Annotated in this window: 21 protein-coding genes and 1 pseudogene; 8 read left to right on the top strand and 14 right to left on the bottom strand. The window is 73.6% G+C overall.

Annotation, left to right across the window (positions count from 1 at the left end):
- The first annotated feature begins 75 nt into the window (after positions 1 to 75).
- Positions 76 to 729 (top strand): TetR/AcrR family transcriptional regulator, encoded by a 654-nt coding sequence (locus tag ABT112_RS09945; protein WP_351507528.1) that lies wholly within the window; start codon positions 76 to 78, stop codon positions 727 to 729.
- Positions 730 to 947: 218 nt separating this feature from the next.
- Here the strand turns inward: ABT112_RS09945 and ABT112_RS09940 are convergent, their stop codons facing one another.
- Positions 948 to 1,562 (bottom strand): TetR/AcrR family transcriptional regulator, encoded by a 615-nt coding sequence (locus tag ABT112_RS09940; RefSeq protein WP_351507631.1) that lies wholly within the window; start codon positions 1,560 to 1,562, stop codon positions 948 to 950.
- A gap of 326 nt (positions 1,563 to 1,888) precedes the next feature.
- Here ABT112_RS09940 and ABT112_RS09935 point away from each other — a divergent pair, with 326 nt between their 5' ends.
- The gene (locus ABT112_RS09935) at positions 1,889 to 2,785 is read left to right on the top strand and encodes an alpha/beta fold hydrolase (RefSeq protein WP_351507527.1); all 897 of its coding nucleotides are present in this window, start codon (positions 1,889 to 1,891) and stop codon (positions 2,783 to 2,785) included.
- 203 nt (positions 2,786 to 2,988) lie between these two features.
- Here ABT112_RS09935 and ABT112_RS09930 read toward each other — a convergent pair whose 3' ends face one another.
- A complete protein-coding gene (locus ABT112_RS09930) occupies positions 2,989 to 3,396 on the bottom strand; it encodes a RidA family protein (RefSeq protein WP_351507525.1) in 408 nt (135 codons plus the stop codon).
- 160 nt (positions 3,397 to 3,556) lie between these two features.
- Between ABT112_RS09930 and ABT112_RS09925 the strand changes: the two genes are divergently transcribed.
- The gene (locus tag ABT112_RS09925; protein WP_351507523.1) at positions 3,557 to 3,937 is read left to right on the top strand and encodes a winged helix-turn-helix transcriptional regulator; all 381 of its coding nucleotides are present in this window, start codon (positions 3,557 to 3,559) and stop codon (positions 3,935 to 3,937) included.
- A gap of 123 nt (positions 3,938 to 4,060) precedes the next feature.
- Here ABT112_RS09925 and ABT112_RS09920 read toward each other — a convergent pair whose 3' ends face one another.
- The 5 genes and pseudogenes from ABT112_RS09920 to ABT112_RS09900 form a co-directional block, all read right to left on the bottom strand.
- Entirely contained in the window at positions 4,061 to 4,720 is a 660-nt protein-coding gene (locus tag ABT112_RS09920) for a hypothetical protein (protein WP_351507522.1), read from the bottom strand.
- 54 nt (positions 4,721 to 4,774) lie between these two features.
- Positions 4,775 to 4,927: pseudogene (locus ABT112_RS09915) on the bottom strand (aldehyde dehydrogenase family protein); the annotation flags it as partial.
- A 6-nt stretch (positions 4,928 to 4,933) separates the two neighbouring features.
- The gene (locus ABT112_RS09910) at positions 4,934 to 6,274 is read right to left on the bottom strand and encodes an MFS transporter (protein ID WP_351507521.1); all 1,341 of its coding nucleotides are present in this window, start codon (positions 6,272 to 6,274) and stop codon (positions 4,934 to 4,936) included.
- Positions 6,274 to 7,755, bottom strand: a complete 1,482-nt coding sequence (locus ABT112_RS09905) for a CitMHS family transporter (RefSeq protein ID WP_351507519.1) — start codon at positions 7,753 to 7,755, stop codon at positions 6,274 to 6,276. Before ABT112_RS09905 ends, ABT112_RS09910 begins: the two co-directional genes overlap by 1 nt.
- Positions 7,756 to 7,922: 167 nt before the next feature.
- Positions 7,923 to 10,172 carry a molybdopterin-dependent oxidoreductase gene (locus ABT112_RS09900; protein WP_351507517.1) on the bottom strand — a complete coding sequence of 750 codons (2,250 nt, stop codon included), beginning with the start codon at positions 10,170 to 10,172 and terminating at the stop codon, positions 7,923 to 7,925.
- Positions 10,173 to 10,443: 271 nt separating this feature from the next.
- On the opposite strand from ABT112_RS09900, the gene ABT112_RS09895 reads away from it, so the two are divergent.
- The gene (locus ABT112_RS09895) at positions 10,444 to 12,090 is read left to right on the top strand and encodes an alpha/beta hydrolase (protein ID WP_351507515.1); all 1,647 of its coding nucleotides are present in this window, start codon (positions 10,444 to 10,446) and stop codon (positions 12,088 to 12,090) included.
- A gap of 199 nt (positions 12,091 to 12,289) precedes the next feature.
- On the opposite strand, the gene ABT112_RS09890 is transcribed toward ABT112_RS09895, so the two are convergent.
- The 4 genes from ABT112_RS09890 to ABT112_RS09875 all read right to left on the bottom strand — a co-directional run bounded on the left by ABT112_RS09890 (position 12,290) and on the right by ABT112_RS09875 (position 17,306).
- Entirely contained in the window at positions 12,290 to 12,925 is a 636-nt protein-coding gene (locus ABT112_RS09890; protein ID WP_351507629.1) for a TetR/AcrR family transcriptional regulator, read from the bottom strand.
- A 108-nt stretch (positions 12,926 to 13,033) separates the two neighbouring features.
- Positions 13,034 to 14,317, bottom strand: a complete 1,284-nt coding sequence (locus ABT112_RS09885) for a hypothetical protein (protein ID WP_351507627.1) — start codon at positions 14,315 to 14,317, stop codon at positions 13,034 to 13,036.
- The gene (locus ABT112_RS09880) at positions 14,317 to 15,279 is read right to left on the bottom strand and encodes a cupredoxin domain-containing protein (protein WP_351507514.1); all 963 of its coding nucleotides are present in this window, start codon (positions 15,277 to 15,279) and stop codon (positions 14,317 to 14,319) included. Before ABT112_RS09880 ends, ABT112_RS09885 begins: the two co-directional genes overlap by 1 nt.
- The gene (locus tag ABT112_RS09875; RefSeq protein ID WP_502975303.1) at positions 15,276 to 17,306 is read right to left on the bottom strand and encodes a right-handed parallel beta-helix repeat-containing protein; all 2,031 of its coding nucleotides are present in this window, start codon (positions 17,304 to 17,306) and stop codon (positions 15,276 to 15,278) included. The genes ABT112_RS09880 and ABT112_RS09875 overlap by 4 nt, the downstream gene beginning before the upstream one ends.
- Before the next feature lie 215 nt (positions 17,307 to 17,521).
- Here ABT112_RS09875 and hmgA point away from each other — a divergent pair, with 215 nt between their 5' ends.
- The 3 genes from hmgA (at position 17,522) to ABT112_RS09860 (ending at position 21,387) form a co-directional block, all read left to right on the top strand.
- Positions 17,522 to 18,862 carry a homogentisate 1,2-dioxygenase gene (gene hmgA / locus ABT112_RS09870; RefSeq protein ID WP_351507509.1) on the top strand — a complete coding sequence of 447 codons (1,341 nt, stop codon included), beginning with the start codon at positions 17,522 to 17,524 and terminating at the stop codon, positions 18,860 to 18,862.
- Positions 18,863 to 19,058: 196 nt separating this feature from the next.
- On the top strand, positions 19,059 to 19,805 hold the full coding sequence (locus ABT112_RS09865) for a GntR family transcriptional regulator (RefSeq protein ID WP_351507508.1): 747 nt from the start codon (positions 19,059 to 19,061) through the stop codon (positions 19,803 to 19,805).
- Positions 19,806 to 20,145: 340 nt separating this feature from the next.
- The gene (locus tag ABT112_RS09860) at positions 20,146 to 21,387 is read left to right on the top strand and encodes a type ISP restriction/modification enzyme (RefSeq protein ID WP_351507625.1); all 1,242 of its coding nucleotides are present in this window, start codon (positions 20,146 to 20,148) and stop codon (positions 21,385 to 21,387) included.
- Between the two features lie 177 nt (positions 21,388 to 21,564).
- Here ABT112_RS09860 and ABT112_RS09855 read toward each other — a convergent pair whose 3' ends face one another.
- Together ABT112_RS09855 and ABT112_RS09850 are read right to left on the bottom strand one after the other, a co-directional pair.
- A complete protein-coding gene (locus ABT112_RS09855; protein WP_351507506.1) occupies positions 21,565 to 22,089 on the bottom strand; it encodes an LppU/SCO3897 family protein in 525 nt (174 codons plus the stop codon).
- A 196-nt stretch (positions 22,090 to 22,285) separates the two neighbouring features.
- Entirely contained in the window at positions 22,286 to 22,720 is a 435-nt protein-coding gene (locus ABT112_RS09850) for a VOC family protein (protein WP_351507504.1), read from the bottom strand.
- 190 nt (positions 22,721 to 22,910) lie between these two features.
- On the opposite strand from ABT112_RS09850, the gene ABT112_RS09845 reads away from it, so the two are divergent.
- Positions 22,911 to 24,119 carry a CaiB/BaiF CoA transferase family protein gene (locus tag ABT112_RS09845; protein WP_351507502.1) on the top strand — a complete coding sequence of 403 codons (1,209 nt, stop codon included), beginning with the start codon at positions 22,911 to 22,913 and terminating at the stop codon, positions 24,117 to 24,119.
- Here ABT112_RS09845 and ABT112_RS09840 read toward each other — a convergent pair.
- Positions 24,116 to 24,991 carry a helix-turn-helix transcriptional regulator gene (locus tag ABT112_RS09840; protein ID WP_351507500.1) on the bottom strand — a complete coding sequence of 292 codons (876 nt, stop codon included), beginning with the start codon at positions 24,989 to 24,991 and terminating at the stop codon, positions 24,116 to 24,118. The genes ABT112_RS09845 and ABT112_RS09840 overlap by 4 nt on opposite strands.
- Positions 24,992 to 25,123: the final 132 nt, after the last annotated feature.

Below are 25,123 nucleotides of genomic sequence, written 5' to 3'. Positions count from 1 at the left end.
CACTCCACTAGTGCGACAACTGATGCGTTAAGATGCTGCCACAACGCCGTCTCCTGAGCAATCGGATTTCCAGCGATGACTCCCGAAACCCCGGGCCCGGAAGACACCCGGCCGCCGCCGGCCCGCCGCAGGCCCGGCGGGCGCACCGCCCGCATCCGCACGCAGGTGCACGACGCGGTCCTCGCGGAGCTCGGTGAACACGGCTTCGACGGGCTCACCGTGGAAGCCGTGGCCGCCCGCGCGGGTGTGCACCGGACGACGGTGTACCGGCGCTGGAGGGACGTCGGCGGTCTGCTCGCCGACGTCCTCGACGCGGCGAGCGACGACGACTGGCAGCCGGCGGACACCGGCTCGCTGGAGGGCGACCTGACAGCGCTGAACCAGGAGATCCACACGGCCCTGACGGCTCAGCCGCCGATCGTCGCCGCGCTGATCGCCGCCTCGTTCCGCTCCGAGGAGGCCGCCCAGGCCCAACAGCGGCTCTGGGAGGACCGGTACACCCGCTGCGAGGTCACCGTCGACCGAGCCGTACGGCGCGGCGAACTCCCGCCGCGCACCGACGCCCGGCGCCTGCTCCTCGCCGCCACCGCGCCGCTGTACCACCAGTTGGTGCTCCTCCGGACGCCACCCGACCCGCACCTGCCGGGCCAGGCGGCCCGGACCGCCGCCCTCGCCGCGAGCGCCGGCGCCTTCGCCCTCGCCGAGCCTCCGGCGGCAGGTGGCGTCTGACGGCCCCTGTCGGCACGGCCGTCGCACCGCGCGCCGTCCGGGCACCCGTACCCGGCAGCCGAGACGGCCCCGGCTGCGGGTGCGCTGACGTCGGCGGCTACGGGGTGGGGCCCGGAGTGCGAGTGGACCCGGGCTACGGGGTGGTCCCGGAGTGCGAGTGGACCCGGGCTACGGGGTGGGCCCGGGCTGCGAGTGGTCCGGGCTGCGGGTCGGGCCGGCTACCCGTTCGCCCCCACCATGCGCAGCACCAGGGCTGCGTACAGGTCGCCGACCTCGTCGGGGGTGCGGCGGCCCTCGGTGTTGAACCAGCGGGCCACGTCGATGCAGAGCGACAGGACGGCGAGGGTGGTGCCCGGCACGTCGGGGACGTCGAAGTCACCGGTGTCGACGCCGGCCTCGATGATGGAGCGCACCGCGCCGTCGGTGCGCCGCCGCAGGGCGACGACCTCGGTGTAGTGCTCCTCGGAGAGCGCGCCCAGCTCGTACTGCACCACCCGGGCCGTCGTGTGGTGCTCGGCGTGCCAGCGGACGAAGGCGCGGACGGCCCGGGCCAGCCGGTCGGCCGGGGTGCCCGCGCTCTCCGCCGCGTCCCGGAGGATGCGCAGCGAGAGCTGGTGGCCGACCCGGCTGATCTGGAAGAGCAGCTCTTCCTTGGTCTTGTAGTGGATGTAGAGGGCGGCGGGGCTCATCCCGGCGCGGCCCGCGATGTCGCGGGTGGTGGTGGCGTGGTAGCCGCGTTCGGCGAAGGCCTCGACGGCGGCGATCACCAGCCGCCTGGCCGCGTCGGGGCTGATGTCCGCCCAGGCCCCGGTCTGCTGCTCCTCGCCGCCCATGGCACCCACGCCCCGTTTCTCCCGTCCTTCGGCGGTCCGTCCGCTGACAGGACGTACACCATACCCCGAAGGTGAGCAAGCGCTTAGGGGCCCCTGCGCCGTGCCCGCCGGGGGCGCCGGCCTGAGGGCGGTGGCCCGAGGGCGGGTGACCCGAAGCCGGGGACGGGAAGCGGCAGCCGTACGGGCACCGCGCCCTGCACCGTCTCCGCAGAGCACCGGTGGCGGATCACGGTGGCACCATGCCGAACTCACCGCCGTGCGATGGTGATCGGAGCCGGACGATATTCCGGTGCGCAGCGGCCCCGGCTGCGGCCATGCTGGCGATCATGACTGCGTATACCGATGATCCCGCCCGGCTCGGTCGGAGCCGGCTGCCCGACGGACGGATGCTCGGCTGGGCCGAGTGGGGTCCGGAGGACGGAACGCCCGTGGTGCTGTGTCCGGGTGCGGCGACGAGCCGGTGGCTCGGGCTCGGCGCGGGCGCGGCCGAGTCGCTGGGCGTGCGCCTGGTCTCGGTGGACCGCCCAGGGCTCGGCGCGTCGACCCCCGCGCCCGGCCGCTCCTTCGCCGGCTTCGCCTCCGACCTGCGGCAATTCGCCGTGGTGCGCGGGCTGGGGCGTCCGGCCGTCGTCGGGAACTCGCAGGGCGCGCCGTTCGCCCTCGCCTGTGCCGCGGCGGGCGTCGCGTCCGCGCTGGCCGTCGTCTCCGGCGCGGACGAGGTCGCCGCGCCGGGGTTCGCCCCGGTGCTGCCGGCGGAACTGCGGGACCTCGTGGAGCGGGTGGCGTGCGATCCGGCCGGTGCCGAGGAGTTCTTCGCGGGGTTCGGCGCGGAGGCGATGTGGGACATGGTCATGGCCGGGAGTCCGGAGTGCGATCTCGCCGTGTACCGGGATCCCGGCTTCGCGACGGCGTACCGCCGGGCCCTGGACGAGGCCTTCGCGCAGGGCGGGGCGGGCTACGCCCGGGACACGGTCCTGGCCATGGGGCGGTGGCCGTTCGCCCTCGAGGGCATCTCCGTCCCGGTCGACATCTGGTACGGCGAGCGGGACACCGGCCACTCCCCCGACGCCGGGGCACGGCTGGCCGCCCGTATCCCCGGCGCCCGGCGCCGGGTCGTTCCCGGGGCGGGCGGCGCGCTGCTGTGGACGCACGCCGAGCCGGTCCTCACCGCGCTCCTCGACCACGCCGTCGACGGCGCCGGGACGATGCCGGCGTGGCCGTGATGGACGTGGCCGTGATGGACGTGGCCGAGAAGCCGTTGTCGTACCGGCCATGAGGGCTGTCGACGGAACGAGAACCCTGGCCTGGTGTCGGTGGTGCGCTCGCCCCCCGGTGCGGCACCGCGCCGGTGTTCGCGTGACTGCGCACGCCGGTTGGCCGCTTCGGCGCTCAGTGACCGGGAGCAGCCCCTCGGTCGAGGATCGCGTCAGTCGAGGATCGCGGTGGCTTCGATCTCGACCAGATGGTCGGGGACGTCCAGTGCCGCGACACCCAGCAGCGTGGCCGGTGGGACCGGAGTGATCCCCAGCTTCGCGGCCGCCCGGGAGATCCCTTCCAGGAGCAGGGGCATCTTGTCGGGAGTCCAGTCAACGACGTACAAGGTCAGCTTCGCCACGTCGTCGAAGGAGCCGCCCACCTCGGCCAGCGCGGTCCCGATGCTGAGGTAGCAGTGCTCGACCTGCGCGGTGAGGTCGCCTTCGCCGACCGTGCCCCCTTCCGCGTCCCAGGCGACCTGCCCGGCGATGAAGACCAGTTTCGATCCTGATGCGATCGACACCTGCCGGTAGGCATCGATCGTGGGCAATCCGCTGGGGTTCACCAAGGTGATGGCCATACTGCCTGCCTCCTTGTCCTTGTCCGGTTGTCCTTGTCCGGGCGCCCGTGGGCACCCTCCACTGAACCGAGACACCCGTGGTCTCTTGTGGTTACTCAGGAACCGTAGGAGAGTGCTGCCTGACATGGAAGAACGCACTTTTCAGTGACAGGGGAACCTGATGGTGACCAAGCAGTTCAGGGGATCGCCCGAGGAAGCGGACCTGCGGCGCGCGGACTCCCTGGCGCGGGAGATCTTCTCGGACATCGCCAACAAGTGGGCGTTCCTGATCATCGAGACTCTCGGGGAGCGCACCCTGCGCTTCAGCGAGCTGCGCGACGAGGTCGAGGGCATCAGCCACAAGATGCTCACCCAGAACCTGCGCATGCTGGAGCACAACGGCCTGGTCGAGCGAAGGGTGCACCCCACCGTGCCGCCGCGGGTCGAGTACACCCTCACCGAGCCGGGCCGAGCCCTGCGGGCAACGGTCGACGGAATGTGCGAATGGACCCACCGGTACCTCGGTGACATCGAAGCAGCCCGCCGCCGCTTCGACATCTGACGTCCGACTGCCCGAACTGCCCCGCTCCTGCATGGTCGTCACCGGGAGGGCAGACGTCAGATGACGCGGAGCGGCGGACCGGCGACAAAGGCCGTCACCGGCCCCTGGTGGCCGCCCCCTGCGTCAGCTCAGCGGATCGGACAGCTCCGCTCGCACCGCCTCCAGGCGCGAGCTGCCGGTCAACTCCTCGATCAGCGGCGCCGGTCCGCCGACATAGGTGGAGTCGAGGTCGACGTCGGTGGCGACGCACCACGCCCGGTCGCGCGGCCACCACAGGTTCGGCGACTGGGGCAGCAAGCAGCCCGCCTCGCGGTCCCCCAGATCCGTCGCGGCCTCGACCGGGCCCTCGTACAGCAGGTAGGCGCGCCCGCTGAGGTGCACCCGGGGGCCGTCGGCGGTGAGCCAGCCCCAGCCGTCCCAGAGGCCCAGGTAGCAGGATTCCGGCGTGGTGGTGTGGGCGCTCAGTACGTCGCACAGGACGGGCAGGAGTTCCGCCTCGAACGATCCCTGCCACGGCTCCGCGCCCCCGGCGCCGACGGCGATGTCCGCGAACCGGACGCGGGAGTGCAGGGGGCGGCCGGCGCGCTCGGCGGCCTCGGCCCACCGCAGGAACGTGCCGCCGGACGCCTCGACCGGGTGCAACACCCGCGCATACGCGGCGAATCCGGTCGGCAGCAGCGCATGGACTCCGGCGTCGAAGTCGCCGGTCCGCGATTCGATCCAGCGAGCCGGAGCGAGATCCGAGACCGCGCGCAGCCGCGGCCCCTGGTCCGCTGATGCCATGGGTCGCCTCTTCCTGTCGGGGTCGGAAGACCACCAGTGTGCGCCCGCCGCGGCCGGCGAGCGGTGTCGCAAGCGGCCGCCTTTGATGTCGACCTGTCCGGTGTCGAGGCGGCGGGCGAAGGCGAGCGCCTCCTCGTCGTCCGACCGGACCGCGCCCGCGCCCGCGAGGCCGTACACCGTGCCGTTGGCAATCCGCGGGGCCTCGTCCGGCCCTCACACCGTCCGGTCGGCCCCCGCGGAACCCGGCCGGCGCTCGCCCCGGGACACGGTCTCCCGCCCGAGGCCTGGCGCGGTCCGGCCGGCCGGTTCCCGCTCCGGGCCCGGGTCCGCGTCCGGGTCCGCGTCCGGCGCGGGAGGCGGCGGGGCCGGGCCGCCCGGACGCGCCGCGGCCCCCGCCGCGACGAGGAGCAGCAGGCCGAGGGTGACGAACGGGGCGGCCGTACCGGCGATTCCGGCCAGCAGCCCCGCCCCGGCGGGCGCGGCGACCTGGCCGAGCCGGTTGCCGGTCAGCCGGAGGGCGAGCGCGGTGGAGCGGGATCCGGCGGGAACGGCCCGGACCACCGTGGTCATCGACAGCGGCTGCCCGACGCCGAGACAGAAGCCGAGGGCGACCAGCACCCCGGCCAGCACCGGGACGGGCAGCGGCACGGCGATGCCGCCGCAGAGCAGCGCGGCCAGCAGGCAGCTCCCGGCCAGCAGGGCGGTGCGGCCGACGAGCCGGATCATCGGGGTCATGACGAGGCGGCAGGCGATCGTCGCCGCGGCGCGCAGGCTGAGCAGCACTCCGATGGTGGCGGGTGCGATGCCGCGGTGTTCGCCGATGACGGGGAGGTAGGCGGTGAGGATGTCGGTCGCGGAGAGCACGGCGAGGCTGGTGAAGATCCCGGCGGGGACACCGCGGGTGCGCAGGATGCGGTGGACGGGCACCCGGCCGGCGGCGGCTTCGCCCGGCGCCCGGTCCCGGCGCCCCGTGCGGTGTTCGATCCGCCAGAGCGAGGTGACGGAGACCGCGGCGACCGCGGCGGCGACGAGCAGGGCGGTGGCGCTGGTGGGTCCCATCCGTCCGCTGTGCTCGGAGACCAGGAAGCCCGCCGCGACCGGGCCGACGAGCTGGCCGAACGAGGCGCCGATGGTGAAGTGCCCGAAGTTCCGGTCCTGTTCGGCCGGTCCGCTCTGCCGGGCGACGATGCTCTGGGCGCCGATGACGAAGCAGAGGTGGCCCAGTCCCATCACCCCGCTCCAGGCGGCCACGGCGGCCAGCGACCCGGCGGTGCCGCTGAGCGCGCAGCCCGCCGCGATGAGCGCGACGCCGGCGGGCAGCAGCGGGGCGCAGCGGCCGTGGTCGGTCCTGCGCCCCAGCGGGACCGCGGCGAACAGCGGCAGCAGGGCGTAGACCCCGGCGATGACGCCGACGGCGCGGGCGTCGGCGCCCAGTGCGAGGGCCCGGTAGGAGACGGCGGGCCGCGCCATGGACACCGCCCCCTGCGCGAAGGAGAAGGCGATGACCAGGCGCAGCAGCCAGCCCCTGCCGGGCCCCGTATCCGGGAGTGCCATCAGATGATGCCGAAGAGCAGTCCGGCGGCGAGGACCACCAGCGAGGTGAGCGCCGCCCACTTCACGGTGAACCGGGTGTGGTCGCCGAACTCCACCTTGGCCATGCCGACCAGGACGTAGACGGCCGGGACGAGGGGGCTGGACATGTGGAGGGCCTGGCCGACGAGCGAGGCGCGGGCGATCTCGACGGGGGCCACGCCGTGGGCGGCGCCGGCCTCGGCGAGGATCGGCACGATGCCGAAGTAGAAGCCGTCGTTGGACATGAAGTAGGTGAACGGAATGCTCAACAGGCCGGTGACCAGGCCCATGTGCGGGCCCATGCCGTCGGGGATCGCGTCGACGACCGCCCGCGCCATGTGCTCGACCATGCCGGTGCCGGTGAGGACGCCGGTGAACACGGCGGCGGCGAAGACCATGCCGGAGACGTTGAGGACGTTCTCCGCGTGGGCGGCGATCCGGGCCTTCTGGTCGGGCATGTGGGGGAAGTTGACGGTCAGCGCGATGGCCGCGCCCAGCAGGAACAGCACCGGGATGGGCAGCGTCTGCAGGATGAGCAGGGCGAGCAGGGCGACCGTCAGGGCGGCGTTGAACCAGTAGAGCTTGGGGCGGAGCGTGGCGCGCTGCGGGTCGAGGACGGCGTCCGTGGGGGCGTCGTCGTGGTCGGCGTCGGTGCCGCCGGCCGTTCCGGCTCCGCCGGTGCCGCGCTGCGCGGGCGCCCCGGTGCCGTCCCCTCCGGCGGCGGCACCGGCACCCGGGCCGGCTCCGGCGCCGACGAGCACGGGCTCGCCCTGCTCCGCCGTCTCCTGCTCGGCGGCCTTCTCGGTCACCCGGCCGGGGGCCTCCTCGGCCGGCCCGTCGAGGGTGAGCAGGCCGAGGCGCTTCCGCTCGCGCAGCCCGAGGACGTAGGCGAGGACGAACACGCAGACCAGCCCGACGCCGAGGGCGGGGATCATCGGGACGAAGATGTCGCCGGCGTCCAGCTTGAGCGCGGTGGCGGCGCGGGCGGTGGGGCCGCCCCACGGCACGGTGTTCATGACGCCGTTCGCGGTCGCGGCGACACCGGTCATCACGACGAGGCTCATCTTCAGCCGCCGGTAGAGCGGCAGCATCGCCGACACCGTGATCATGAAGGTGGTGGAGCCGTCGCCGTCCAGCGAGACGACCGCGGCGAGCACGGCGGTGCCGACGACGATCCGCATCGGATCGGCCTTGCAGAACCGCAGGATGACCCGGACGACGGGGTCGAACAGCCCGACGTCGATCATCACGCCGAAGTAGACGATGGCGAACATCAGCATCGCGGCCGTGGGCGCGAGGTCGCCGATGCCCTTGAGCACGTAGTCCCCGAGATGGGCGCCCTGCCCGACGAGGACGCAGAACAGTGCCGGAATGAGGACCAGCGCTGCCATCGGGGACATCTTCTTGGTCATGATCAGCGTCAGGAACGCCGCGATCATGACGAATCCGAGGATTGTCAGCATGGGGTGGACACCAATCGTTCGCCCGTGAACTCCACCGGGGGCGAGCAGTCCCGGCAGCCGCCGGTGGCGGTCCGGACGACCGTAGGGGGCCGAACTCCGCGTGAACAAGACCTTGACGCGTGAGCAATAAGCGCAAAAGACCAGGTCAACGCGGTACCCTTGGAGGTTCAGCGCACCGGGGCCACCTGCACGGGGAAGCCGTTGAGGACGGCGGTGCCGGAGAGCGGATCGAGCAGGCTGCCGTCGAGGAGCTGGTTCACATTGGCTCCGGCGTCGGCCGAGGCGACACGGAGCCGGGTGCCGGGCCGGTCGTGGCCCCAGCCGTGCGGCAGGCTGACGACTCCGGCGCGGACGGCGTCGGTCACCTCGACGGGCACCCGGAGCCCGCCGCCGTCCGCCGTCACCTCGGCTTCCGCGCCGTGCACCAGACCGAGCCGGCCGGCGTCCTCCGGGTGGACCTGGAGGGTGCAGCGGTTGCTGCCGCCGGTGAGCGCGGGCAGGTTGTGCATCCAGCTGTTGTTGGACCGCAGATGGCGGCGGCCGACGAGGACGAGTCCGGCGGGGCGGCCGGTCAGGGCGCGGCGGAGCCGGGGCAGGTCGGCGGCGACCGGCTCCGGGCACAGTTCGATCTTTCCGCTGCGGGTCCGCAGGAGCTCCGGGAGGCGCGGCGCGAGCGGACCGAGGTCGATGCCGTGCGGATGGGCGAGGAGCACCTCCAGGCCGAGGCCGCCGGGCGCCTGCTCCGGTCCGGCGGCGCCCGGCGCGCCGAACCCGTCGCCGTACGGGCCGAGCCGGAGCATCAGGTCCAGCCGCCGCTCGGCGCCGGTGCGGCCGTGGAGCTGCCCGGCCAGGCCGGCCGGATCCCGGCCGTGGACGGGTGAGTGCGGGTCGGCGACGGCCTTGGCGAGGGCGGTGTCGATGGCCAGGGTGTCGACGGCCGACGGGTCGGCCCCGTGCATCCCGCTGACGCACAGCACGAGCCTGGCGAGGATCTCGCATTCGTCGGGCCGGCCGTCGGGCAGCGGCAGCACCTCACGGGTGTAGCGGACCTGGTTGCGGACGGCGAACCCGTTGAACGCGAAGTCGTGGTGGGCGCTCTGCGCGGGCCTCGGCGGGGGCAGCACCACCTGGGCGTGCCGGGAGGTCTCGTTCAGGTACGGGTCGACGGCGACCATGAAGTCCAGGCCGGCCAGGGCCCGGTCGAGGCGGTCGCCGTCGGGCGCGGACAGCACGGGGTTGGCGGCGACGGCGAGCACGGCGCGGACCCGCCCGTCCCCGGGAGTGTCGATCTCCTCGGCCAGGGCGGCGAGCGGGAATTCGCCCTTGACCTCCGGATGGCCGCTGACCCGGCTGTGCCGGCGCCCGAGGTCGAAGCCCTTGCCGGGACCGGCGGGCCGGGGCGCGCGGGCCGTGGCGGCGAGCGGGAACATCGCGCCGCCGGGCCGGTCGAGGTTTCCGGTCAGGGTGTTGAGCACGTCGACCAGCCAGTTGGCGAGGGTGCCGAACTCGACGGTCGAGCTGCCGACCCGCCCGTAGACGGCCGCGGTGGGGGCGGCGGCCAGCTCCCGGGCGATGGCCCGGATCTCCGCGGCGGGGACGTCGCAGGCCCCCGCGACCGCCTCGGGCGTGAAGTCGGCGCTCCGGGCGCGGACTTCGGCGACCCCGTCGACCCGGTCCGCGAGCACGCCCGGGTCGACCAGGTCCTCGGCGAACAGCACCTGGACGAGCGCGGCGAGGAGCAGCGCGTCCGCCCCGGGGCGGATGGCCACATGCCGGTCGGCGAGCCGGGCGGTGCGGGTGCGGCGCGGGTCGATCACGGTGAGCGTGCCGCCGCGGCGGCGCAGCGCCTTGAGCCGGCCGGGGAAGTCGGGGGCGGTGCACAGACTGCCGTTGGAGTCCAAGGGGTTGGCCCCGATGAGCAGCAGGTGGGCGGTGCGGTCGAGGTCCGGCACGGGTATGGCGAACGGGTCCCCGAAGAGCAGCCCGGAGGAGACGTGCTTGGGCATCTGGTCGACGGTGCTGGCGGTGTAGAGGTTGCGGGTGCGCAGGGCCCCGAGCAGCAGCGGCGGGTAGAGCGCGCCGGCCATGGTGTGGACGTTCGGGTTGCCGAGGACGACGGCGACGGCGTCCGGGCCGTGGGCGTCGATCACCGGCCGCAGCCCCTCCGCGACCGCGTCGAACGCCTCCTCCCAACTCGTCTCCCGCAGCTCTCCGTCACGCCGTACGAGCGGCCGGGACAGCCGGTCGGGGTCGCCGTCGAGCTCGCCGAAGGCGGCTCCCTTGGGGCAGATGAAGCCGGCGCTGAACACGTCGTCGCGGTCGCCGCGGGCCCCGGTGACCCTGTCCCCGTCGACGGTGAGGGTGAGGCCGCAGGTGGCCTCGCACAACGGGCAGATACGCAGGGCGGTACGGCTCATTCGGTCCCTCCCGGGGCACGGCTGCGGCGGCGCGGCACGACGCTCCGACCATACCGACCGGTACGCATGCGAGGGGAGCCCCGGACGTCGGTCCGTCCGTCGCGACAGGTGGCCGAGAGCGGCCCATCCCCCTACAACTCGGGTACCACCCACGGCTGTTGTGTCATCCCCAGGGTGGACAGAGGTGCAGCCCCGGCGAGGGATCCGCATGCGGGGTCAGTCCCTGAAAGATCTCTCCTGTCCGAAATTTACGACCGGAAGGATCGATATCGTGCGCAGACGACGTCTCGCGCCCCTGGTGGCCGTGAGTGTCACGGCGACGCTGGCTCCCGCGCTCGCCACCGCCACGGCCACCGCCGCTCCGGCCGCCACCCCGTCGACCGCCTCCTCGTCCGCCGCCAAGGGCGCGCTGGACCGGTACGTGCAGCAGAAGCCTCGGTGGAAGCGGTGCAGTGCCGACGCTCCGGCGACCTTCCAGTGCGCCACGATCAAGGTCCCGCTGGACTACCGGGCTCCTGAGGGCAAGCGGATGGATCTGGCCATATCCCGGATCAAGAGCACCGCGCCCGGCAAGCGGCACGGCGTCCTGCTCTCCAACCCCGGCGGCCCGGGGGGACCGGGGCTCTTCATGCCGCTGAGCATGAAGGAGTCGCTCCCCCGGTCCGGCCGGCAGAAGTACGACCTCATCGGCTTCGACCCGCGCGGTGTGGGACGCAGCAGCCCCGTCTCCTGCGGTCTGAAGCCGAAGGAGGAGAACTGGCTGCGGCCGTACAAGGCGAAGACGTTCGACAAGGACGTCGCCTGGGCACGCACGGTCGCGAAGAAGTGCCGGAACAAGGCGGGCGGCACGCTCCGGCACATCACCACGCGCAACACCGCGCGCGACATGGATCTGCTCCGGGCGGTCCTCGGCGAGAAGAAGATCTCGTACGTGGGTTACTCGTACGGCACCTACCTGGGCGCCGTCTACACTCAGCTCTTCCCGCGCCGGGCCGACCGGTTCGTGCTGGACAGCGCGGTCGATCCGGCGCGCGCCTGGCGAGGCATGATGCAGTGGTGGGCGGAGGGCGCCGAGCCCGCGTTCGACCGGTGGAGCGAGTGGACCGCCGAGCGTTCCCGGAAGTACGGCCTCGGTGACACCCCGAAGAAGGTCGAGCGGACCTTCTGGGACCTGGTCGCGCAGGCCGACGTCAAGCCCATCGAGGTGGACGGGCAGCCGACCACCGGTGATGACATCCGGAGCGGCTTCCGCGTTGCGGTCTTCAGCCCGAAGGTGGCCGCCGAGGGGCTCGTGGAGCTGAAGAAGGCCGCGGACGGCAGGCCCGCCTCCGCGAAGAAGCTCGCGGTGTTCACCGGGTCCGGGGGAACCGGGACGGCGGGTGCCGCCGCCGATGCCGCGGAGGGGCCGTCCGACAACACGACGGCGAGCCTCATGGCCGTGGTGTGCGGCGACAACTCGGCCGCGTGGTCCCGCGATCCCGAGAGCTACCGGCGGGACGCCATCGAGGACAAGGGCCGCTACCCGCTCTACGGTGACTTCGCGTCCAGCATCAAGCCCTGTGCGTTCTGGGGCAAGTCCGTGGAACCGGCGACCGAGGTGAGCAACCGGGCCGGCACCCTGATCGTCCAGAACGAGTGGGACAGCCAGACCCCGCTGCCCAGCGCTCAGGCCCTGCACGCCGACCTGAAGGGCTCGAAGATGCTCACCGTCCTCGGCGGTGAGGGCCACGGCGTCTACCCGAACGGCAACGCGTGCACGGACGGCACGGTCAACCGCTACCTGCTCACCGGCAAGCTCCCGGCGAAGGACGTGACCTGCAAGGCGACGGCCGATTCGAACGCGGAGGCACGGAAGAACCGGAAGCGGGACGCGCTCCCCGGGTCCCCGATCCCGGGGCGTGCCCCGGACCGCTTCTGAGCCCGGCCGCACGGGCCTTGCCGCACTGTTCCCTTGCGGTATGACCTCGTGACGATGGGGCGGGACCTCCAGGCGGGGGCCCGCCCCATCATGCGCCGTCGGCTCGCGCGTCGTCGGACCATCCGCCGTCCGCTCGCGCGTCGTCGGCGGGCGACGCAGTCGGAGGAACGCGGCGGGGTGGGGGGCGGACCGGCCCTCCTCAGTCGAGAAGGCGCGCCAGATAGGCCCGCACCAGCTCCTTGGTCTCGGCGATGATCGCTCGGTCACCGGACGGCTCGGTACGGAAGGCGAGTTGCAGCAGCGCGTCGGCGGCTTCGACCGCGACCAGGAACGTACGGCGCAGCTCGGCGTCGGGCTGCCGGCCCAGCCGTCCCGCGAGCAGATCGCACAGCCGGTCGGCGACGAGGTGGTTGGCAGGGTCGGGAATTCCGGCGGCGGGCACCGGCACCGCGAAGTCGATGTGCGAGAAGCCTGCTATGTCCCGCCGCATCCCGATATAGACATCGATGACCACATCGAGCGCGCGACGCCAGTCGAGCGGGTCGGCCGCGCCGAGCCCCTCGTTGACCCGCGCGATGTAGACCTCGAGATTGCGGTGGGCGAGGGCGTCGGCCAGCGCGCGCTTGTTGCTGAAGAAGCGGTAGACGGAGCCGATCGGGACCCCGGCGCGGAGCGCCACGACGCGGGTGGTCAGCTCCTCGTAGCCGACCTCGTCCAGGACCTCGGCACAGGCGTCGAGGATCCGTTCGAGGCGTTCGGCGCTGCGCTGCTGCACGGGCATGCAGCGCAGGGTGGGGCGGGACTGCTGGTCGCTGGACGTGGGCACGGGGTCCATCATGCCTTCCCCTCTCCGGCGCTCGGGACCGGGTGTGGTCCGGCGGGGCACGACGGGCGGCCGGCCACGGTACGCAGGCCATTCGTCCGCGGCGATCGGAGGGGGCGGTCAGGCGATGAGCAGCCCGATGCCCCCGAGGGTGAACACGATCATCAGCACGAGGATCGGGAGCTGACCGGCGACGGCACGTGCCGCGGGGAAGAGCCGTACGGCCCGGTCGTGGGCGGCGACGACCCCGAGGACGTGGCCGGTGACGACGGCCGTGACCTGGAGTGCGGCGAGGGCACCCGGCCCGAGCGGCGGCGCCGGGCCGTCCGCGGGGCGACCGCCGGCCGCCAGGAGCAGGGTGCGCGGTCCTTCGGTGAGCAGCAGCGTGCAGTAGTGGGCGATCAGATAGCCCGCGGCGATCGGCAGCAGCACGTGGACGAAGGCCGTGAACGGCCGGGGCACCGGGCCGGAGATGAGGCGGACGACGCCCGCGCAGACGGTGTGCAGCACCCCGACCAGGGCGACGGCTCCGAGGAGGCCCAGGGTGGCGGTGGGGGTCCGGCCCAGCGGCGAGGTCTGGACCGTGTCGATCCAGGAGGGCGCGTCGGAGAAGCCGTCGTAGGCGGTGCTGCCGAGCATCACACAGACCGTGGCGACCAGTCCGGGCACGGCGGGGGTCGCGTCCAGCCCGTCGAACGGGTTCCGCAGGACGAGCCGTCCGTCCGCCCGGCGGCCGACCGGGGCGAGCCGTCCGAGCAGCGCCGAGTAGACCTCGAAGGCGTCGCACCGGTCGAACCACCCGCGCCCGCAGAGGCCGGCGCCCGCCAGCTGGACGAGGGCGTAGCCGGTGAGGAAGGCGAGGAGGGCACCGGCCGACGCGGGCTCGGGCGAGGCGAGTTCGAGCCAGGTGTAGGCGAGCAGGCCGGCGGCGGCCGGCCAGTGGCCGAGGCGGCCGGGCAGCGGAACGGGGCCGGTGGCGGGGTCGCGGCGCAGGGCGCGGCAGAGCCCGGTGTGCAGGGCGCGCAGCGGGTTGAGCAGCCGCCACACCGGGCCGAACAGCAGCGAGGCCGGGACGAGCCCCACCCAGAACAGGACGTGGACGGCGCCGGGTGCCGGGTTGCGGTCGGGATCGTCGGGCCCGGCCAGCAGGAACAGGCAGACGGCCGAGCCCGCGAGGAGGCCGAGGCCCCGGAGTGCGGTGCGCAGGGCGGGCGCGTCGGCGGCCCGCCGGACCGCGGCGGGAAGCGGACGGCCTCCGTCGGCGCCGCGGAACCGGGAGTCGGACCAGAGCAGCCCCAGGGCGAGGAACGACACGAACAGGGCGGCGAACGCTCCGGCGTAGGCGTGGAACGGCGAGATCGGCAGGTCGTGCGAGGAGCCGACGCCGTGCGCGAGGGGGCGGATCACCGGACGGCGAGCTGGGCCAGCAGCAGCCCGGATCCATGGGTTTCCACCTCGAACAGCCCGGTGCGGTCCAGGACGACGGTGAGCGTGGTGGTCCGCCCGGCCCGCAGCGCGGCGGACCGGTCGATGCCGTGGACGTGCAGCTCGTCGTCGGTGTCACTGGTGACGCGCAGGGCGATCCGCCGGCCCTTGCGCAGCTCGATCCGGCCGGGGCGGGGGGTGACCCGGCCGTCGGCGATCCGGACAGTGATCGTCCGGTCGGCGCGCGGCCGTCCCTGCCCGGTGGCCGGGGGTGCGCCGCCCGGTCCCCCGCCCGCGTCGCCACTGCCCGAGGAGGGCCGGCCGGATTCCGGCGGATGGTGGTGGCCGTGGCCCTGGGAGGGAGCGCCGTGCCCGCTGCCCGCGGCGGTGGCCGTGAGCCGGGCGGCGCCCTGGACGGGGCGGCCGCGCACCGCCCACGCCGTGTGGTCGTCGGCGTAGAGCCGGGCGGTGAGCGTGTGGCGGCCGGCCGGGACACCGGCGGCGGGCAGGTGGTGCCAACGGCCGTAGACCCGGGCCAGCTTGCGCCCGTCGAGCAGGAGATGGGCGTGGCCGCCGCCGGGTACGGCGGCGCCGCCGACGCTGTCCGGGGTGAAGCGGAAGCGGCGGACGTCCAGCCGGACGTTCCAGCCGTCCTCCGCGTCGGGCCGGACGGTCACGGTGACGGCCGGCGCGCCGCGCGCGGGAACCTCCCGCAGCCGGTGCCCGTCGCCGTCGTCGGCGGTGAGCAGCCGGCCGGCCGGCCCGTCGGCGACGTCGTGCCGGGTGCCGGGCTTGTGATGGGTGGTGGGCCGCTCGGCACAGCCGGCGGCGCCCAGCGCGAGGATCAGTGCGAGGGCCAGCGCGACGGCAGCGGACCGGGCCGGCCGCCCCGCGCGGTACCGCGGGCGGGTTCGGCGTGCCCGGCTCCCCGGCCCCGTCATGCCGCGGCTCCCGCCGGGTCCGCGGACCGTTCGTCCGTCCGCCGTGGCGCCGGACCGGTGCTCCGTGCCGAGGCCACGACGGCCCAGAGCACCCACACCACCCCGAGCAGGCCGCGCAGCCAGGCGGGGCTCAACGGCAGCCAGGGGACCAGCAGTACGGCCTTGTCGAAGGCGTCCAGCAGCGTCAGCGCTCCGAGCACCACGGTGCTCCAGCCGAACGCGGGCCGCCGCCCGCGCAGCGCGAGCCCGACGACGACCCACCACACCCCGGTGCACAGCAGGGCCAGTGGCGGTACGGCGGTCGGCGCCAGCGAGACGGTCGCGCCGGCCACGTCGAGGGCCAGCCCGGCCGCGCCCAGCGCCGTGGCGGCCGTGGCCCAGCGGTGGTGCCGCAGCCGGCGCCACCAGAGCACCCCGCCGACCAGGGCGAGGACGGTGGCGACGGCCAGCGCGAGCTGCACCTCGATCCGCTCGGCGCCGCGCGCCCCGTACCAGTCGCAGCCCGCGGGCAGCCGCCGGGCGCCCACGTCGTAGTCGGCGCAGACCAGCAGTTGGGCGATCTTCACCGGCTCGGCGAGCAAGCGGTGGGAGCCGCCGGAGACGTCCCCCGGCGTCCGTCCGCACACCGGCAGGGTGCGCGGGCTGCTGGCGCCGGTGTCCGACTGCCAGCAGTTGTCCCGGCCCTGGCCGTCCCACCACACATCGGTGTGGTTGGGCCGGTGCTCGCCGCCGCGGGTCAGGCCCAGCCGGTTGCCGGCGTACCGGTTGTGGTGCGAGGTGTCGGTCTGTTTCGACCACGCCTCCTCGCCGCGGATCCAGGCGGGCACGGCGTTCAGGTAGAAGCCGGTCCGGTGGTGCCCGTAGACCCAGTTGTCCTCGAAGACGTTCCAGTTGCCCCCGGCCGTGATGACGCCGGTGCCGGGCGGCATGGAGATCTGCGGGCAGACGACCCCGCGCTCGTAGCCGCGCTCGGCGGAGGGCCGGGCGCAGGTCCCGTCGGCGACGTAGGGATAGTAGTCCTGGTTGTTGTCGTGGATGAGGTTGCGCTCGAACCGGGCGTGGTTCTGCGGGAGTCCGGGGTGCCCGGGGAAGGCGCTGTCCATGGAGGCGCCGCCCATGTTGTGGTCGAACTCGTTGTCGTGCGCCCAGACCGAGTCCCCGGCCGTGCCCGAGTAGCCGACCATGTTGTGGTGGCTGCGGCAGCCCCGGATCTCGATGGAGTAGCGGGGTACGGCGTAGCCGCGGCCGTCGTTGATGTCGGAGGCGCTGCCGGGGTAGATGCCGGAGTCGCCGTTGCCGTAGGACTCGCAGTTCTTGTACAGCCCGTGGTCGCTGGCGAAGGTGAGGAAGCCGTACTCGTCGTTCCAGCGGGTGAGCACGTCGTCGATGACGAAGCCGTCGGCGGCCAGCACGTAGAGGGAGTTGAACGTGGTGCGCTGGGCGGTGAAGTTGCGGAAGTAGACGCCGTCGGAGCCGTCCGCCCGGATCGCGTTGAGCTTGCGGTACCCGGCGTCGACGACCACGTCGCGCGGCCCGGCGCCGGTGCCCTCGATCTGCAGGTTCTTCTTGCCGAGGACGGCGACCAGGTTCTGGTTGTGCGGGCACTGCCGCTGCTGGGCGTAGGAGAGGATCTGGTAGCCGAGGGCGGCCTGGCGCGCGGTGAGCCGGGCGCAGGCGCCGGTGGGCGCGGGCTGGGAGGGCTCCTCCTCGTAGCGGCCGGGCAGGACGGCGATGTTCATGCCCGGCCGGTCCACGGCGTCGACCGCGGCCTGAAGGTGCCGGAAGCCGTCCTTCCGGCACCGTTCGTACAGCTGGAGGTTGCGGCGGCGCAGGTCCTCGGGGAAGCCCGCGACCCGGCGCTCGAATTCGCGCCCGCCGGTCTTGCACACCAGCAGGTCCGGCTCGCCCTTCCGGTACGCCGGGACGCTGCCGGTGCCGTCGGGGAAGCGGACCTCGCGCTCCTCGTGCGCCTCCGCGGCGGGCGCAGTCACCAGCAGCGCGGCCAGCACGACCAGCAGAGCAGCCACTTTTCGTGTCCATGCCGAAGAGGCCATGCGCGAAAAGTAGAGCAGGGCTCACGTATTGGGAAGACCCATGAAGCCCCTCAAGGCCCATGAAGCCCCTGAAGAGCCATGACCCGAGGAGCCAGGAAGGGCGCCGGCGGGGCCGGGACGTCATTGACGGACCCCCGACGGCATTCCTATGGTCTCCCATAGGATTCCTTGAGCGGCGGGAGCACGCGATGAGCAACAGCGGCGACATCGAGCAGGCGAGGAAGGCGGCCGAGGGACTGGCCCACTCCCCCGGCTTCGGCAATGAGCACAGCTCGGAGGCGATTCCCGGCGCGCTGCCACTCGGCCGCAACTCTCCGCAGCGCGCCCCGCTGGGCCTCTACGCGGAGCAGCTCAGCGGCTCCGCCTTCACCGAGCCACGCGCGCGCAACCGCCGCTCCTGGCTGTACCGCATCCGCCCGTCGGCCGCGCACCCGGCGTTCGTCCGCACCGACAACGGCGCCCTGCGCAGCGCCCCGTTCACCGAGGCGGTCCCGGACCCGAACCGGCTGCGCTGGAACCCGCTGCCCGGGCCGGACGGCCCGGTGGACTTCGTCGGCGGCCTGTGGACCCTCGGCGGCAACGGCGACGCCCAGCAGCGCACCGGCATGGCGATCCACCTCTACCACGCCACCGCCTCGATGACCGACCGGGTGTTCTCGGACGCCGACGGCGAGCTGCTGATCGTCCCCGAGCGCGGCGGGCTGCTGCTGCGCACGGAGTTCGGCCTGCTGCGGGCCGAACCGGGGCACATGGCGCTGATCCCCCGCGGGGTGCGGTTCCGCGTCGAGCTCCTCGACGCGAGCGCCCGGGGCTATGTGTGCGAGAACTACGGGCAGCCGTTCGTCCTGCCCGACCTGGGGCCCATCGGCGCCAACGGGCTGGCCAACGCCCGCGACTTCCTCGCGCCGGTGGCGGCGTACGAGGACCGCGAGGGCCCCGTCGAGGTGATCAACAAGTTCTGCGGCAACCTCTGGACCGCCACCTACGACCACTCCCCGCTGGACGTCGTCGCCTGGCACGGCAACCACGTGCCGTACGTCTACGACCTGCGCCGCTTCAACGTCCTGGGCAGCATCAGCTACGACCACCCGGACCCGTCGATCTTCACCGTGCTCACCTCGCCGTCGGACACCCCCGGCCTCGCCGGTGTCGACTTCGTGGTGTTCGCACCGCGCTGGCTGGTGGGCGAGGACACGTTCCGGCCGCCGTACTTCCACCGCAATGTGATGAGCGAGTACATGGGCCTCATCGAGGGCGCGTACGACGCCAAGGCGGAGGGGTTCGTGCCGGGCGGCGGCTCGCTGCACAACATGATGTCGGCGCACGGTCCCGACCGGGAGACCTTCGACCGGGCGAGCGCCGCCGAGCTGCGGCCGCAGAAGATCGACGACGGACTGGCCTTCATGTTCGAGACCCGCTGGCCGGTGACCGCCACCCGCCAGGCAGCGGAGGCCGGACACCTGCAGCGCGGCTACGACGACGTGTGGCAGGGTCTGGAGGCGAACTTCCGCCCCGGGGACCGTCCCTAGGGACCGTAGTCGGATCGGGCAGGATCCGGGACCGGTGCCAGGCACCGCGCGCCCTGCCCGACCCGATGACAGCCCCCGGAGGCACCGCGGACCGGCCCCGGCACCCCGCCCCGGTCCGGTCCCCCGGAGCCGCGGCCGCACCCGACACCGGTGCCCGCGGCCCCCGGCCCAGCCGTCATCGCCCCGGAGCCGCACCGTGACCACCTTCGCCCCCGACTCCCTCGTACTGAACCGCAAGCTGCCGCTGTGGTACCAGGTCTCGCAGTCCCTGCGGGCCTCGATACTGGGCCGCCGCCCACAGGAGCCGCTGCGGCTGCCGACCGAGGACCGGCTTGCGGAGCACTACGGGGTCAGCGTGCTCACCATGCGCCAGGCCCTCAAGGAGCTGGAGGCGGAGGGGCTGATCAGCCGGCACCGGCGGCGCGGGACGTTCATCGAGCCGTCCGCACAGCGCGGCGCCCCGGTCCGGCTGCTCGGCTCGGTGGACGCGATCGTGGCCCAGCAGTCGGGCGAGCGGGCCACGGTCCTGAGCCACGGGACGGTGCCCGTCCCGGCCGAACTGGCGGAGCACTTCCCCGGTCTGGACGAGGTGGTGGAGTACCGGCGGCTGCGCTGCGAGGAGAGCAGCGGCGAACCGACCAACTGGGCCGAGAACGCGGTGCGGCCCGAGCTCGCCGAGCGGATCGACCTCGCCGATCTGACGCGCCTGCCGATGACGAAGGTGCTGCGGGACGCGGTCGGGGTGCGGATCAGCCGGATCACGGACACCGTCGAGGCCCGGCTCGCCGACCCGGAGACCGCCCGGCTGCTGAACGTGCCGCTGCTCAGCCCGATCCTGCACTACACGGGCGTGACGTACGACGATTCCGGCCGGGTGGTCGACGTGGCGCGGATCCGCTACCGCGGGGACCGCTTCTCCTTCACGGTGACCCTGGAGGCATGAGGGCGTCCGCTGTCGTGCCGACGACAGGACGGGACGGTGGCCGACCGGCGACGCGGGAGGCGGACGGGGCCAGGGGCGCCGGGCGGAGACATGGCGGAGTCGAAGCCCGACCGCGTACCGCGGTCCCGGCCGCAGGCGCCCGCGGCGCCCTCGGTCCGGTGACCCCGGCGGCAAGCGGGTCCCCCGCGCGGGCCGCGTGGGTACCATGCGGGCGGACGGACGGACGTTCCGCGATGTCCATCGCGCCGGGGAGGGCCGCTGCGTGACGGCGAAACCAGCCGAGGAGCGGCCGGCCCCCGGGGCCGCGCCGCCGGCCGGCGCCCCGCTGCTCGCGGACCTGATGCCCTGGTCCGTGGCGCCGCTGCGGGCGGGCCGGGCCTGGCCGCTCGCCCCGGACGCCGCGTCCCTGCGCGCCCGCTGGGACGCCCTGGTGCGGTGCGAATCGGCCGAGGAGCGCGCCGCCCTGTTCCAGCCCTCGCGGATCCGCGGACTGCACACCGCGGTGCCCCAGCTGCCCGGCCACGACGCCCCGACGGCACCGCTCGCCGCGGAGCGCGGCCCGTGTCCCGAGCCGGTGCGGGTCCTGCACGGCCCGTTCGACCAGCAGTGGCTGATCCCCGACCACCGGCTGATCGACGCGGCCCGGCCGGAGCTGTGGCGAGTGGCCGGCCCCGGGCAGACCTTCGTGGTGGAACAGGCACGCGGCCCGGTACCCGCCGCCCGCGCGGCGGAGGGCCGGGCCCCGCTCCGTGACCCGGACCCGGCCGGACCGGCCGTGGTGTGCTCCGCGCTGCTCCCGGACGGGCACGCGCCGGCCGGCCGCCCCGGGCGGATCCGTCCGCTCTTCCGGCGGCCCGGCGGCCGGGAGCCCAACCTGGCGCCCGGCCTGCTCGACCGGCTCACCGATCTGCTCGGCCGGGCCGTCTCCGCCGAGGACTTCCTCGCCTGGACCACCGCCGCCGCGGCGCACGGCGCGGGCGGCTGCGCGGTGCCGCTCCCGCTCTCCCCCGCCGTCTGGGACACCGGAGTGGCCCTCGGCCGCCGGATGCTGTGGCTGTACACGCACGGCGCGCGCTGCGGCCGGTCGCCGGAGGACCGCCCCAAGCTGCCCGGCGGGCGCCGCCCGTACGTCCGGGCCGCCCTCCCGTCGAACCTCCGCGCGCTGTCCGGCGCGCTGCGCTACGACGCCGACGAGGAGACCCTGCACCTGGGCGAGGGCCGGATCGCGCCGGTGCCCGCGGGAGCCTGGGAGTTCCGGGCCGCGGGGGTCCGCGTGCTGGAGCACTGGGTCGATCTCCGCTCGGCCCCGGCACCGGCCGGTCCCCTGGACGCGATCCGGCCGGCCCTCTGGCCGCGGGAGTGGACCTCCGACCTGCTGGAACTGATCACCGTGCTCGCCCTGCTGGCCGAACTCCGGCCGCAACAGCGGGAGTTGGCCGCACGCCTCAGCGAGGGGCAGCAGCTCACCGCCGACGAGCTGCGCACGGCCGGTGTACTGCCCGCCCCGGCCGCGGCCCGCCACCCGGCCTCGGTGCTGGACCACCACGAGGAAGGCCCGAACGGCCAGTTCGCCCTGCTCTGAGCCGGTGCGGCGCCACGGCGGCGGACCGACGGGAGTGATCCCTCATGACCGGGGCGGGCAGCCGGGCCTGCCGGCGACAGTGGCCCGGACCGCGGGCGGGAGCGGGCTCGGGCACAGCGCACCGACGGCGCAGCCGGCCCGGACACCCGCCCCCTCACGGCGCCCCGCGCGCGGGACCTACTTCTCGAGCGGCTTCAGACAGCGCGTGATCTGCGGCACGCCCCTGCGGAGCTCCTGGTACCGGCTGGTGCCGGCCGGGCAGGTGTCCACGCCCTCGGTCTCCACCACCGTGAACTCGGCCTCGACGCTCCCGCACTCGACGAGCTCGATCACGGGCTTGCCCTCGGTGCCCTTGTTCTGCACGCAGTCGCCCGGCTCGGCCGAGACAGCGGCCTTCTCCGCGCCCTTGGCGACGGTCCGTCCGTGCTTGTTCTTGGTGAGGGTGTTGCCCTTGCTGTTGTAGCTCCAGACGGCGGCGATGCCGAGGGCGACGACCACCGCGAAAATCTTGACCTTGAGGCTGCTCCCGGGCCGCCGCGGCGGGCGCGGTGCGGGACCGGGCATCATCTGCGGCCCGCCGTAGGGCGCCTGCCCCGGGTGGGGCTGCTGACCGTAGGGCCCCTGCTGCGGCGGTGCGCCGTACGGCGGCTGCTGCGGCTGGCCGTACGGGTGGTAGCCGCCGGGCGGCTGAGGCGTAGACATACGAGTCCCCCATGAATGACAGTGCGGTGATGTCACGTCAAGATCGACGTGGAGCCGACAAGTTAGCGCCCGGGCGCCGGAACCCCGAGCCCGGGGGCCACCGCTGTCCGTGTGCGTCGCCATACGCCCGCGATGTCCCCCGCCGGCCCACCCGGTCCGGGCCCGGACTCCTCACCTCACCGTCCGGCGAGGACGCTCAGTCGAGACAGAACTCGTTGCCCTCGATGTCCTGCATCACGAGACACGACTCGTTCTCCTCGTCGGCAAGCAGGAGTCGCAGACGTGTCGCGCCGAGCGGGAGCAGCCGTGCGCACTCGGCTTCGAGCGCGGCCAAGCGCTCTTCCCCTACGAGTCCGGTGCCGACCCGCACGCAGAGATGCAGCCGATTCTTGACGACCTTGCCTTCGGGAACGCGCTGGAAGAACAGCCGCGGGCCCACACCTGAGGGATCCATGCAGGCGAACGCCGAACCCTGACGCTCAGGCGGCAGCGAGCGGTCGAAATCGTTCCACGTGGCGAACCCCTCCGGTGGCGGCGGTACGGCGTACCCCAGCACCTCGCACCAAAAGCGAGCGACGCGCTCGGGTTCCGCGCAGTCGAAGGTGACTTGGACCTGCTTGACCGATGTCATCGGCGGACCATAGCAGGGAGACCCTGGCGCTCACCTCTGCATTATGAGGAGCGGAAGACGCTTCCCGGGTGAGGACCGGAATCGCCGCCGCACCGAGCCATGGCAGCCCTTGGGAAGTGATCACCGCCACGCGCCACGGCCCCTCCGGCACCGATGACAAACTCCCTGCCGGCGCGATAGGACCGGATCCATGAACGACTCCGCACAGCCGCAGCCCCTGCCGCTCGACGGCATCACCGTCGTCGCGGTCGAACAGGCCGTCTCCGCGCCCTTCGCCACCCGGCAGCTCGCCGACCTGGGCGCCCGGGTGATCAAGGTCGAGCGGCCGGACGGCGGCGACTTCGCCCGCGCCTACGACACCGCGGTGCACGGCCTGGCCTCGCACTTCGTCTGGGCCAACCGCGGCAAGGAGTCGATCGCGCTGGACCTCAAGGAGCCGCGGGGCCGGGAGATCCTGGAGCGACTGCTGGCGGACGCGGACGTCTTCGTCCAGAACCTCGCCCAGGGCGCGGCGGACCGGCTGGGGCTGGACGCCGCGGCACTCTGCGCGCGCCACCCCCGGCTGGTGGCCGTGGACATCTCCGGTTACGGCCCGGACGGCCCGTACGCCCACAAGCGGGCCTACGACATGCTCGTGCAGTGCGAGGCCGGGCTGGTATCGGTGACCGGCACACCGGAGCAGCCGGTGAAGGCGGGCATCCCCGCGGCCGACATCGCCGCCGCGATGTACGCCTTCTCCGGGGTGCTCGCGGCGCTGCTGCGGCGCGGTGTCACCGGCCGCGGCGGCCCGGTCGAGGTGTCGATGTTCGACGCACTGGCCGAGTGGATGGGACACCCGCTGTACTTCGGGATGTACGGAGGCGAGCCTCCGGCGCGCACCGGGGTCGCGCACGCCGTCATCGCCCCGTACAACGCCTATCCAACGGCCGACGGGCCGCTGGTCCTGCTGTCGGTGCAGAACGACCGGGAGTGGCGGCGGCTCGCGGAACAGGTGCTGGAGCGGCCCGAACTGGCCGAGGACCCGGACCACGCCACCAATGTGGCCCGGACCCGGAACCGTACGAAGACCGACGCGGCCGTCACGGAGGCGCTCAGCGGCATGACGGCCGACGAGGCGGTGGAGCGCCTGGAGCGGGCGGGCATCGCCTGCGCCCGGCTCAACGGGGTGGCCGAGCTGGCCGCCCACCCCCAACTGGCGGCCCGGGAGCGGTGGCAGGAGGCCGGCTCACCGGCGGGCCCGCTGCGCACGCTGCTCCCGCCCATCACCCTGCCCGGCGGGCAGGCACCGCCCAGGGGAGCCGTACCGGCCCTGGGGGAACACACCGGAGCGCTGCTGCATGCCCTGGGGATGACGGACGAGCAGGTCGCCGCACTGCGGCGGGACGGTGTGGTGGCCTAGCTCGACTCTACGTGCCGCCCGTGCGAAGTCTCGGGCTGCCGTATCCACGCGGCCAGGAGCCGAAGCGCCTCTTCGGAGCTGGAGCCTGCCTCGGCGGTGTAGACGCTCAGCCGCTGGTCCGGGTCGGCGGGCAGGGTGAGGGACTCGTAATGGAGGGTGAGCGGGCCGACGATCGGGTGGTGGAAGTGTTTGCTGCCATGGGTGTGCCGATACACGTTCTGGTCGGCCCACCAGCGGTGGAAGTCCTCATCCTTGATCGAGAGTTCGCCGACGAGTTCGGCCAGTAGCGGATCATGGGGATGGCGTCCGGCGTCGCGACGGAGCGAGGCGACGATGTCCTGGGCGTGGGTGTCCCAGTGGGCATAAAGCGAACGGGCGGTCTCGTCGCAGAACATGAACCGCACCAGGTTCCGCTCGCGGTGCGGCAGCGCGTCGAAGTCGGTGAGCAGCGCACGTGCCATCCGGTTGGACGCAAGGACGTCCAGTCGCCGCCCCAGTACCAGGGCGGGGGTGTGCTCGAGGGTCCGGAGCAGGTCGCGCAGTCCCGGGCGGACCGGCTGTGGACGCGTTGCCGTGCGGCGGGTCCTGCCTGCGGCGGGCTTGGCGAGCTGGAACAGATGGGTGCGTTCGACGGGATCGAGGCGTAGCGCGCGGGAGATGGCGTCGAGCACGGTCTCGGAGACGTTCAGTCGGCGTCCGCGTTCCAGGCGTACGTAGTAGTCGACGCTCACGCCCGCCAGTTGCGCGATCTCTTCGCGGCGCAGTCCCGGCACTCGCCGAGAACCGCCGTCGTCGGACAGGCCCGCCTGGCGCGGGGTGATCCGTGCCCGCCGGGAGCGGAGGAACTCACCGAGGGCTGTGTTGCGGTCCATGCCGTTCACGATAGGGCCCAAGATCGCCCCGACGGCCCGCGAAAGGGGGACTGGCAGTCCCCCGGTCCGGCTGTCCCCGGGGCGAAGCGGACCCCCCGGAAGCCGGTCAGCAGCCGATTCCGGTGCTGAAGT

It is taken from the genome of Streptomyces sp. NPDC002055, from assembly GCF_040296705.1.
Lineage (GTDB): Bacteria > Actinomycetota > Actinomycetes > Streptomycetales > Streptomycetaceae > Streptomyces.
Note: the sequence above shows the minus strand (reverse complement) of the source record. Positions and strands in the feature narration are given on the sequence as shown.